A 10,709-nucleotide genomic window follows, 5' to 3' on the forward strand; every position below is an offset into this window, starting at 1 on the left:
CAGCACCCCGAGCCTACCGGCTCAAGGTGGGCAACGCCGACCTCTTCAGAAATTCAACAGAACCCGGGACATCCCCGCGTCAAGCGCGAAATAAGCCTGCTCACATGTTCGCGGAAACTTGTAAAGATCCTCCAGCGTCCAACGGCCATCCATATGAATGGGATACGTTCCATGGTGTCGTGCCATATGCCGCCGCCCCTCGATGTATTTTCTCTTACTGCCAGGCGGTCATCGCCTTGCTAGTGGCGTCCATCGCCCCGAGCAACTTACGAGCGTAATGTATCTGCCGACGGACAGTAAGGTTGGCCCCTTGACAATTATGGGGATATCCCCATAATAAAGGAAGTGACCATAAAACGGCCTGAACCTAAACCCTGCGTCTTTATTGGCTCGAGCCGTAAGGACCTGAAGCGATTCCCGGCCAAGGTGCAGAACCGCATGGGGCACGCCTTGCACCAAGTGCAAGAAGGTGAGGAGCCGATAGCTGCAAAGGCGCTGAAGGGATTCAGCGGGCGTGCTATCCTGGAGCTGGTCGATGATTTCGACAGCAACACCTACCGAGCCGTTTATACCGTTCGTTTTGCCGGAATGGTGTACGTGCTGCACGCTTTTCAAAAGAAAGCGAAGAACGGAATCGCCACCCCGCAGCAAGACATTGAACTTATCAAATCGCGCCTGCGTGATGCTGAGGAGCATTACCGTGCGCGTACGGACAAAGGAGGGCGCAAGCCATGACCAAACGCAAAATCGAGGCCTACGAGGGCAGCGGCAACATATTTGCCGATCTTGGTTTGCCCAATCCAGAAGAACGGCTGCTGAAATCCAGCATCGTCACTGAGCTGCATCGCCTGATCAAGGCACGCGACATGACCCAGGTTAAAGCGGCCAAGCTGATCGGGATCTCGCAGCCTGATCTGTCTCGTCTGCTGCGCGGCGACTACGATGACTATTCAGCCGAGCGCCTGATGAAAATGCTTACTGTGTTCGAGCAGGACATCGAGATCGTGATGCGACCTCACCGTAAGGCTGGCGAGCCGGGCCGCATCACGTTCAAACCTGTTGCAGCGTAACGAGAGCGGGCCATGGCCCGCTTCTTTTCTTCTTCCCCGCCTTGGAGACCTAAACATGAGGGCAAAGCGCGCCAAGCTCCAATCGCAGTCTCTCGCAAACCGCATTGCGGGTATTTCCGCCCTTGGGTTCGGGGTGAGCTGGAAGGCGCCCGAACCAGAGCGCGTGGTGGTGGGTGACGTTATCACAGCACTTCAGGACAAACGGGCATTGTATTCTCAAGCTGTCTGGGAAGAAAGAGCCGGCTCCGGAAATCTGAACAGGGCGATAAGTGGAGTTTCTGCCTGACGGCGGGCAAGATTGGCCCGCGAATCAGGAGAGACGATGACGAGACGCGCACGCCGGAACCACACACCGGCTTTCAAGGCGAAGGTGGCGCTGGCCGCTGTCAAGGGCGACCGAACGATAGCTCAATTGGCCGAGCACTTTGACGTTCACCCCAATCAGATTACGGCATGGAAAGCCCAGCTGGAGGGTGGAGCTTCCGGAGTTTTTGGACCTGGCGGCGCCGCGCCCGCCGTGCCTGCGATCGACGTGAAGTCGCTGCACGCCAAGATCGGAGAACTGACGCTGGAGAACGATTGGAGCGCTCACCAAGGCGGGATTGCTGAGCGCAAAGCGATGATCGACCGTGAGCACGATCTGTCGATCACCAGGCAGGCGGAAGTTTTGAAGATCAGCCGCGGCAGCGTCTATTACCTGCCGCGTCCGGTATCGCCCGACGACCTCGCGCTGATGCGGCGGCTCGACCGGTTGCATCTGGAGTTTCCCTTCGCCGGTTCGCGAATGTTGCGAGGCCTGCTGGCTGCCGAGGGGAGCAAGATCGGCCGCCGGCATGTCAAGACGCTGATGCGGCGGATGGGGATAGAGGCGCTGTACCGCCGTCCGCGCACCACCAAACCTGAGCCCGGGCACAAGATCTATCCGTATCTGCTGCGCGGCGTGGAGATCACGCGCCCGAACCAGGTCTGGGCGATGGACATCACCTACATCCCGATGGCGCGCGGCTTCGTGTATCTCGCTGTCGTCCTCGACTGGGCGACCCGCCGGGTCCTGTCGTGGCGGCTCTCGATCACGATGGAGGCGGCGTTCTGCGTCGAGACACTGGAGGACGCTTTGGCGCGTCACGGCAGGCCTGAAATCTTCAACACGGATCAGGGCTCGCAGTTCACCGGCTCGGCCTTCACCGGCGCGCTGGCCAGCAACGGCATCGCCATCAGCATGGACGGTAAAGGAGCTTGGCGGGACAACGTGTTCGTCGAGCGGCTGTGGCGCAGCGTCAAATACGAGGAGGTCTACTTGCGGGCCTACGACAGCGTGTCCGACGCCCGCGCCTCGATCGGCCGATACCTCGACTTTTACAATGGCCGACGTCCTCACTCGAGCCTTGACGGCGGCACACCGGATCAAGCCTACTTCAACCCGCTGCCAATCCGCATGGCGGCCTAACCCCGGCAGAGGCTCCACTTATCGACGCGGAGATTCTGTTCAGACAACCGGGACCAGCTCTGAACCAAGTCACGTCGTTCAATCCCTTCTTGAAATTCGGGACGAGCTCACAGGGGGCCTTAAACGGTTCAGCGACAATTCTCCGGCCAAGGATGCTTTTCGCATCATGCGAGCCTCCTGCCGGGACTTTCTGACCCTGACCAGCGCTAAGGCGTACGAGAACGGTCATGGGTCAATGCGCGGCGACCACCTGCGGGAACAGGAACAGTTTTTCATTGAACTGGGGCAGCTGCGCGCGATCTTCGGGCAGCAGCTTGCCGTGCAAGGTTACTTGCACGGTGTCGATATGGCAAGCCGTCGAAAGCTGCATTACCGAGCCGTAAACCGGCACGGGCCTCCACCGTTCAAGCGTCAAGCGGCTCATAAGTTTTGAGACAGCTCTCTTAACGCCAACTTCAGCACGCCCTCGCGCCATGGATGGAAACGAGAGAGAAGGCGATCTCGTTTTTCGTTGTAAAAGAACACGAAGCCTTCTTCGGCAACCGGGACCAGCGCTTGCCGGACCTGCCCTTCCTCGTCGGTATCTCTGAACTCCATAAATGGGGCGCAAATTAAGCTTCCGTTGAACGGCCTACCAATACCGTGGAACGTAAATACCAACCGAGCCCGCCGGGACCAATTCATATTCAAGGCCACCCATGACCGGTATTCTGTCGGGTCCGCGTAATAGTTCAGATGGAATTTTGCATTCTCAATGGTCTGGGCACGGAAGTAGTGATCTGTGTCCTTTGCTGAGTGGCTTGGAAATACTGAAGCCTTCTCGGTCACCTTCTGCAATGCCTGCACGACAGTAGGCGTAATTGCACGTAACCGTTCCATAAGGTCAGCTTCAAGCACCTCGGCCAGGCCAAAGACGACACGGAGCGACTTGAGCTTATCAGCCGCAACCTTATCTGCGGCCTTGAGCAGACCGCTAAGCGCAGACTGAACATCGTCCTGCGCAAGAATGGATTCAGAAATGGCGGAAGCCTTCCTGAATTGCGCGATTTGCAAACGAGCGATCAGGTCGGTAAGGGGCTTCAGATTACCCTTATCGGCCGCCTCCAAGGCGTCCAGATACTTAACCTTGTCATCCCGGGTGACGACGAGCGGAAAAAGCCCATCTTTCACGAGCACCAGCGAAGCCAATGCCCTAGCTACGCGGCCATTTCCATCCTGGAAGGGATGAATTTGGGTAAACCGGTGATGGAGCCAAGCGGCTTGCACCTCAGCCGGTACCGCCTTTGCTACATGTTGCTGGTGCAGTTCGATCAGGCGATCCATCTCGGACGCGACCTGTTCCGGTGGACAATACGTGTAAGTCACGCCGTCCCGGACAGGGTAGTTTGGCTGCGCTTTCCAGTCTCCCTTAATCAGCGGAATAGACACATAACGACCCTGCGCATCCTGGCCGTCAGTGACGTCCTGACTCCTCAGAAGAGCCGCATGAAGCTCTTTAACGTACGATACAGAAAGGTCCCGCTTGCTGCTTACAAAATCAAAAACCCCATCAAGGGCGTCCTTCTGGTCCCGCAGCAATTGGATAACGTACTCCCTTGGGCGATTGGTGGACCCATGGGTGAGCAGTTCGGCTTGAAAGCCCCTCTCGATCAGCGTTTGCGTGACACCTCTTTCTATCTCGTAGAGGTTCTCGATTACGCCGGTCTCAATAGCCCACTCACGACTCAGCTTTTCGGAAAACTCAGATAGTTGACGTGTGCCTTTGAGCCGCGCCTTTTGGTCGGTCCAAACCGCCTTGATGCCGGGGATCTCGGAGGCGCTCAGGAACTGAATATCGCCACCGAGATCTTCGATGCCGGTCACTGGATTCCAGATTGGATAGCTTTTTGCGACCGGCGGCGCCTTCGGTTGATCTGACCGCGGTACCTGAAGATCTTTGCCAAATGGGCGCTTGGTCCGAGGGTCCATGATGCTTCGCGGGATTGAGAGGGGCTGACGCTCAAAGGGTAAACCCAAGTAAGCATGACCGCCAGTCCAGAAATGACGATGGAATGGGCTTCCAAAGTTCGATGTCAGCAGCTTGGGGCCGCGCCCTGGCGCGGATTACTCCCTCACGTCTTTGAGCTTGCGAGAGTAATGGGACAGGAGATTATCAACGGAAAGATGGTGGGCATCGACCATCTTTTGAATGTGGTTTGGCGAGAGATCTGCGAAATTCTGCCTATCGAAGGCCTTGAAGAACTCTCGGCAAGCTTTCTCAAGTCGGCGCAAGTCCGCCACTGTCACACCTTCGACCTGGTGCGTGGAAGCAGCTGCGCTTTCGATGCGCTTCGCCCGGTGAATGATCAGTCGCTTCGCTTGCATGCCGACGTAGTGCTTGTCGAACCACGCAGCGGACCGGTTCATCTGTTCAGCCTCGCGCTTGTTCACCTCAGCGCGCATGATTTATTGCAAAGGACGCCCTTGGTCGGACATTCGGTTGGGCTCAGCTTCTTGGGCAACGATTTGTAGACGATGCAGTTCTGGCCTCGCCGGACGCAATCCGGATAGGTGATGTCGGACACGATTACTTTCTTGAATGCACCCTGCTCGGGGTTTGTAGGGTTCGGAACGGCAAAAACGCCGCTGCCCTTGTCGCCCGGCTTCTGTCCATCAAGGGCTTCTCGGTGGTCTGGTTCTCGCCGAAAGGCATGTGTGGTCTCCCTGAGCGTTGTGAGGGCGAGACGGCAGCGTATGGCACCTTATTCCTCGCTGATATTGAACGATGCGCCATGACTATCGAAACACTTCCATGGCTGGCCGTCCTTGAAGACAAGCGCATCCAGTCCCGTTGCCGTGTTTCGTACATCCTGCTCGCTGGACACGACCACATGGACGCTTTTGAATGTGTCCGACGGTGCATCTAAGGTGTAGATTACGAATGAAGACATTTCGTACTTTCATGATGGTGAGATGGTCGAAGTGACGGGCCTCGGAAGTTTTCCGGTCACTGCCACGCTAGAAGCTCAGGGTTGCCGTTGACGGACAATGATCCGAGATGGCCAGCAGCGGATCGAGATGGCCTTGCCCGGCCGGCCGCGTCCCTCCGAAGCGACCGATGGCAACCTTGCTCGCGGGATTTGGCACTGAAAGACCCGAACTCACGAGCATTTGGTCTAGCCCGATCGGATTGCGGCAGCCAAGGCTATCTGCGCGCGTTAGTGGCTTCAGCGCATCCTGATCGAACAGCTCCCGCTTAGAGCGCTCGCAGAGCTGCTTGGCGACAGCATTGACTCGGCATTCAGGCTCCAGGTGCGCGAGGGCGCTGGAAGCCGGGGCATCATCATTGACCTCGCCGTATAAGCTGCGAACGAGAACGCCGGTTGGCAGGGACGTCGCTGGGTCGCTTCCGTCGGAACGGATGGCTGATTTCGCGATAGAGGTTTTCTCGTGCGAGAGATTGCGGTTGAAATCCCCCATCAGGATGACCGGCATGCCAGACGAGCTTGCTTCTAGCCAATCCTCAAGCGGACGAACCTGTCGCTGGAGGATGGGACAAGCATCGCCGCCGCCATCAAGCTTGCCTCGGCCTTCGAGCGGGCTAACACAGGACGACTTGAGATGCACAGTCATGACTCGCAGCGGTCTGCCGTCGATCTGAAGCGTCAGCGATAACCCGGGACGTACCTGATCCGTCGCAGCGAGATCCGGCAGGGATAAGGTCGCAGCGACGGCGCAGTCGGAGCCCGTACCGAGACTCTTTTTCCAGGCAATGGCGAGCCGCTGGACCTTGAAATTGTCAAACGAGCAGATCTCGTAATCAGCACCGTTGTTTGGCAGAACTTCGCGCACGGCGGTGGCGCCGCTCACCTCCTGAAACGTCATGATGTCCGGATCGAGGATCCTGCCAATGAAATCTTGGAGCTGCTGAGAGCGCTTCTGATAGGCCGCTTCGGTCACCGGGACGATCTTGAAGTTCGCCTGATAGACGTCGCATGGAGGCTTTGCGGCAATGTCCCATTTGATCTTTGCGTTACGACCCCATTTGAGTTCCCAGCCTGGCTTTGTTGCCTTGGCTGTTGATGGTTCGAACAAGCCGCTGGCGGGATTGAGTGCGAAAGGCTGGCCGCAATCACGGATCCAATCCTTTGCTTCAGCCTGACTCAGATGCCAGCCGAGATTCCACGTTGCGATCTTGATGTCGCGCGCCTGCACGCCCTGCGTTGCTTCGAGCAGGACGAGAGCGGCTAGCAGGATCATTCGGCGAATTCTCATGAGACGCTCCTGACGTTGACCCATCGATGAGCCAGCCGCGACGGCGATCGTCGTATCGCGTTTGCAAAGGCGGAGAAGGGCCGGTGATGGTGCAGTCTGGGCCATGGTTGCAATCGCTTGATTTTAATCGGTTGCTAACGGCGTACGTTCAACGTCAATCAAAAGTTATGCGCAACGAAGCCGGTCGTGCCGCCCCTTCGGGCGTTCGGCCTATAGACCACGCTCTCTGGCGAGCGATGCTTTCGTCCCTTTTTTGTAAGCATCCTTTACCCACTCATCCCGCGTTTGCTTGAGCACAAGCGGGTCGGCCTCAGAGCCCGGCTTCGGCTTCGCTCCCTTCTTCTCATGGGTCTTGTTCCAAATGGCGCGAGCCCGATAGTGGTTGTAGAGGCGCATGAATTCCGCGACATAGGCCTGAGCGAGCGCGGCATTGCCCTTTATCTCCAAGACGTTCTCGTCGTTGGAATTCTCTGAGGCTTTGCTGAAATTGGGGGAGCCGGTGTAGATGGTCGGCTCCGCGGTGTCGCCGTCGATCACGATAAACTTGTGGTGCACATGGATCGGCGGAACGCTCGATTTCCTTTTTGCGGCCTTGGCCTTGCTCTTGGTGACCGACGCGTCGTAGCGCGTTGTGTCGATCGTCCTCAATTCGGGCAAGAAGCCACGCGGCGCATTGGCGCCGAAGGCTGAATAGGGAAGCGTGTCCGGATTCGTCTGCGAGCGGTGGAAGATCATGCTGGCGATCTCCGGAAGCTTTCGCTTTTCGCCCTTTTTGGTCGGCTTGTCGGGATCATCAATACTGTTCAACAACCCGTAGATCAGATGCTTCGGTGAATCTCCCTTCGCAAAGATGGCTTCCATGAGGGCCTTGTCGGACGCTGTGAACATACAGAACAACACCGACGATTTGGCCTTGCTTACAGCCTCCGTGACCGTGTCCAAAAATTCACGCTGGGTGCCGGGTTCCGGCAGAAAGAAAACGCGGATCTTGGTATCTTCAACGTCTGTCACATCGCTCCAGGCAGGCGCCTCCATATCCTTCTTGCCGATGTTTTTGGCGAGGAGATTGGCGCGCTCCGCATAGAGCGCGGCGAGTTCGCGCGAATGGATGATGTGCAGAAGATTCGCCTGCACCGTCTGGGCTTCGGGCGTGAAGTTTGTCGAGCCCATCAGCACGGCCTGCTCATGTTTCTTCTTATAAGAAACAATGAACTTGTCGTGCATCAGCTTTGAGATGGCATCGCGCTTATGGATCGAGATGTTGTGGCGTTCGTCCGCGATCAGATGGGCGGCGGTGCGGGATTTGGAATCGTCCGCTTTGTCGAAATAGACAATCGAGCCACGCCCCTCGAAGCTGGTAAAAGCGGGGATAACCCATCGGTTGTCCGTCAGATGGTAGATGACGCATTCGAACGCGTCGCTCTCCTCAAGGATCTCCGGGATCGCATTTTGAAGGCCGTTGGCGAGCCAATCCATTTGCTTCTCGAGCGGCTTGTCCTTTTGCTTGGCAAAGCTCTGGGCGCTCACGACGGCCCGGTTGAAATAGGTGGCGATCTGTCCCTGGAGCGGTTTTGGCACGGCGACCTTTCGCTTGCCGGCAGCTCCCTTTTGTACTTTCAGGTCGTTCGGGCCCGTGCCCAAGACCGGAATGACAGTGTATTCGAAGGTCTTTCCCTGGTCGTCGGTATTGATGCCGCCGTCCCACCAGTTGAACTTCTGGATCGGCGCGCGGTCGCTTCCCTTCGGGCGGGCGTCATCCGCAAGCGGGACAAAATCGAGCTTGTTGAACAAGAACTGCGGTTTTCCGTCGCGCCCGTAACCCGGCTTGCGCTGGATGGCGAAGCCCAGGAAATCCGGGTGGTCTACGCCGTCCTGCCAATCGAACGTCAAAAGCACGCAGCCCGGACTGGCATAAGCTCTGACTGACACTGGAGTGACCATGATCCTTCCCCCCGCTCGGCGGGATATCATGCACGAATAGACCGCTCGCGCAATACGAGCAGGAGGTGTATAACGCCCGTCCAGACGCTTTCCGCCTTTATATTCTTGTCATTTTTCTCTGGAGCATTGCGATGCCTGCCACCGTGCCCCACCAGCTCTACACCGCCGAAGATTTGTTGGGAGGCTTTAACCCGTGGGACCCGATGGGCTTCACGCTGTCGCGAGACTTCGCGATCTATCGCGAGTTCGCCAGCGATGGGGGCCCCTTGCCGGCGTCGCTCGCCATTCGCGCGGCGCAGGCCGCGCATGACGCCGCGATTGCCGATGCGCTGCGGGTCTTCCTGAAGACGGTTCAACGGCCGCTCGTGGGAGTCATGGGCGGCCACAGCCTTCCGCGCAATCACAAGGCCTATGCAGCCATCGCCCATCTCGCGCGCGATCTCGCCCGGGAGCATTTTCTACTTGTCACGGGCGGCGGGCCGGGTGTGATGGAGGCCGCGCATCTCGGGGTGGCGTTTTCTTCGTTCGACAGTGTTGGTCCGCTCGACGAAGCAATTGGGCTCATAAGCGCCGCGCCGAAAGCCCCCTTCCTCGACGATCTTTTTAAAGATAATTGGACGATCAGAAAAGAGAAGCTCGGGCCGATCGATGAAGCACGCAACTGGTTGAAGACGGCCCTTGAGGTACGCGCTAAGGCGCCGTCAATCCTGCCGGTTAGTTTGGCGATTCCGACGTGGCTCTATGGCGCCGAGCCAACGATGCCGTTCGCAACGCACTACGCGAAATATTTCCAGAACAGCTTGCGAGAGGAAGCGCTCGTCAACAATTCGCGAGCGGGCATCATTTACGGCCGCGGCGGCGGCGGGACGATGCGGGAGATCTATCAGGATGTGGAGCGCAACTACTACGCCAAGACCCTCGACGAAGTGACGCCGATGATTTTCTTTGACGGTGACAAGTATTGGGAGACGGACCCTATACTTGGGGAAACGCAGGCGACGACGGCAGGGATCAATGTTCACCCAACAATCTGCCCGATCCTGTCCTTCGGACTCGTATCGGAAAAACGGCCGAAGGGCGACGTGGAAGCTTGCCTCAATGAAAAACTGCTCTTCACCACCAATCACGCGTCGATTCTCCAGGTCCTGCGCGGACATGAAAAGACGTCCCAGCGCAACCTGACGTTTGCTCTGGCAGCCGAACCCTTGAAGATCGGGACGCTCAGGATGAACCGCAGGTAGGCTCGCGTCGCACTGTTCTTGGTGGCCGGACGCGGTCCGCGTTCAGCCGTTGTGAAAAGAAACAAGTCCAGGAGCGGCCGAGGCAGGCTGCTCTAACGGATTTTCACACGGTCTATGAGACCTGCCAAAAGAAGCGGCTTGCGGACCGCCATCGTCGAGCTCGATCGCGACCTCGTCCGCATCGAGCGGAGGATCGCCGAGGCACGGCCGAAGGAAGCCGCCGCCCGTAACGACTACGAGGTCTTCTCCTCCAGGAAGAGTGAGCTCGGAACAACTTCCTCGCTGCTCGCCCGACGCGACGGCCTCGTCGTGAAGAAGTCCCAGGTCGAGACAAAGCCGCCGTCCACGAACTCGGAGGACAAGATGCTCGTCGGCATCGACATACCGAGCCCTTACGCGTTCGGAAAGACCGTCCGAGACGTCCTCGGCATCTCGCGTTTTCCTCGCGCCTCGGAAGCGCAGTTCGATCTGACGACCAGCGACGTCACCATCGGCGGCAAGGAGCGCTTCGCAAGCGGCAAGGGTGTGAAGGCCATCCTGCATGCGGCGTCAAGGTGGCGCTGCTCGTCCGTTGCCGCGAACGGAACCTCCCGCACCCTGGATTCATCGGGCTCGACACGCCCCTGCTCACCTATCGCGAGCCACTGGACAGCAAATATGTCAATCGGCCTGTAAATTTGGCTCTGACTCATATGTGGAACGGCCCGGGCTGCAAGATCTTTCTCTGGTTGAACAAGGGATGACGGTGCGGTCATA

10 protein-coding genes are annotated in these 10,709 nt (G+C 57.9%); 5 read left to right on the top strand and 5 right to left on the bottom strand.

The window, feature by feature from the left end; translation table 11 throughout:
- Positions 1-345: 345 nt before the first annotated feature.
- The 3 genes from AC0L3A_RS38740 to AC0L3A_RS38750 all read left to right on the top strand — a co-directional run bounded on the left by AC0L3A_RS38740 (position 346) and on the right by AC0L3A_RS38750 (position 2,517).
- The gene (locus tag AC0L3A_RS38740) at positions 346-735 is read left to right on the top strand and encodes a type II toxin-antitoxin system RelE/ParE family toxin (RefSeq protein ID WP_473256374.1); all 390 of its coding nucleotides are present in this window, start codon (positions 346-348) and stop codon (positions 733-735) included.
- Positions 732-1,070 (top strand): helix-turn-helix domain-containing protein, encoded by a 339-nt coding sequence (locus AC0L3A_RS38745; RefSeq protein WP_473256375.1) that lies wholly within the window; start codon positions 732-734, stop codon positions 1,068-1,070. Before AC0L3A_RS38740 ends, AC0L3A_RS38745 begins: the two co-directional genes overlap by 4 nt.
- 322 nt (positions 1,071-1,392) lie before the next feature.
- On the top strand, positions 1,393-2,517 hold the full coding sequence (locus tag AC0L3A_RS38750; RefSeq protein WP_473256376.1) for an IS3 family transposase: 1,125 nt from the start codon (positions 1,393-1,395) through the stop codon (positions 2,515-2,517).
- 232 nt (positions 2,518-2,749) lie between these two features.
- Here the strand turns inward: AC0L3A_RS38750 and AC0L3A_RS38755 are convergent, their stop codons facing one another.
- The 5 genes from AC0L3A_RS38755 to AC0L3A_RS38775 all read right to left on the bottom strand — a co-directional run bounded on the left by AC0L3A_RS38755 (position 2,750) and on the right by AC0L3A_RS38775 (position 8,712).
- Complete coding sequence (locus AC0L3A_RS38755; protein ID WP_473256377.1) at positions 2,750-2,908, bottom strand: hypothetical protein; 159 nt, start codon at positions 2,906-2,908, stop codon at positions 2,750-2,752.
- Between the two features lie 29 nt (positions 2,909-2,937).
- Entirely contained in the window at positions 2,938-4,380 is a 1,443-nt protein-coding gene (locus AC0L3A_RS38760) for a Fic family protein (RefSeq protein WP_473256378.1), read from the bottom strand.
- A 240-nt stretch (positions 4,381-4,620) separates the two neighbouring features.
- Complete coding sequence (locus AC0L3A_RS38765) at positions 4,621-4,959, bottom strand: hypothetical protein (protein WP_473256379.1); 339 nt, start codon at positions 4,957-4,959, stop codon at positions 4,621-4,623.
- 555 nt (positions 4,960-5,514) lie between these two features.
- On the bottom strand, positions 5,515-6,876 hold the full coding sequence (locus tag AC0L3A_RS38770; protein ID WP_473256380.1) for an endonuclease/exonuclease/phosphatase family protein: 1,362 nt from the start codon (positions 6,874-6,876) through the stop codon (positions 5,515-5,517).
- Positions 6,877-6,981: 105 nt separating this feature from the next.
- Complete coding sequence (locus AC0L3A_RS38775; RefSeq protein WP_473256381.1) at positions 6,982-8,712, bottom strand: phospholipase D-like domain-containing protein; 1,731 nt, start codon at positions 8,710-8,712, stop codon at positions 6,982-6,984.
- A 65-nt stretch (positions 8,713-8,777) separates the two neighbouring features.
- On the opposite strand from AC0L3A_RS38775, the gene AC0L3A_RS38780 reads away from it, so the two are divergent.
- Together AC0L3A_RS38780 and AC0L3A_RS38785 are read left to right on the top strand one after the other, a co-directional pair.
- Positions 8,778-9,953: an SLOG cluster 4 domain-containing protein gene (locus tag AC0L3A_RS38780; RefSeq protein ID WP_473256382.1), complete on the top strand. Its 1,176-nt coding sequence runs from the start codon at positions 8,778-8,780 to the stop codon at positions 9,951-9,953.
- Positions 9,954-10,091: 138 nt separating this feature from the next.
- Positions 10,092-10,628, top strand: coding sequence for a hypothetical protein (locus AC0L3A_RS38785; RefSeq protein WP_473256383.1), 537 nt, complete (start codon positions 10,092-10,094; stop codon positions 10,626-10,628).
- The last annotated feature ends 81 nt before the right edge of the window (positions 10,629-10,709 follow it).

Source organism: Bradyrhizobium sp. MI1.3 (genome assembly GCF_055811695.1).

Coding starts and splice junctions, on each gene's coding strand:
- AC0L3A_RS38765 (WP_473256379.1), bottom strand. CDS start 4,959: ATGCGCGCTGAGGTGAACAAGCGCGAGGCTGAACAGATGAACCGGTCC.
- AC0L3A_RS38775 (WP_473256381.1), bottom strand. CDS start 8,712: ATGGTCACTCCAGTGTCAGTCAGAGCTTATGCCAGTCCGGGCTGCGTG.
- AC0L3A_RS38770 (WP_473256380.1), bottom strand. CDS start 6,876: ATGGCCCAGACTGCACCATCACCGGCCCTTCTCCGCCTTTGCAAACGC.
- AC0L3A_RS38745 (WP_473256375.1), top strand. CDS start 732: ATGACCAAACGCAAAATCGAGGCCTACGAGGGCAGCGGCAACATATTT.
- AC0L3A_RS38750 (WP_473256376.1), top strand. CDS start 1,393: ATGACGAGACGCGCACGCCGGAACCACACACCGGCTTTCAAGGCGAAG.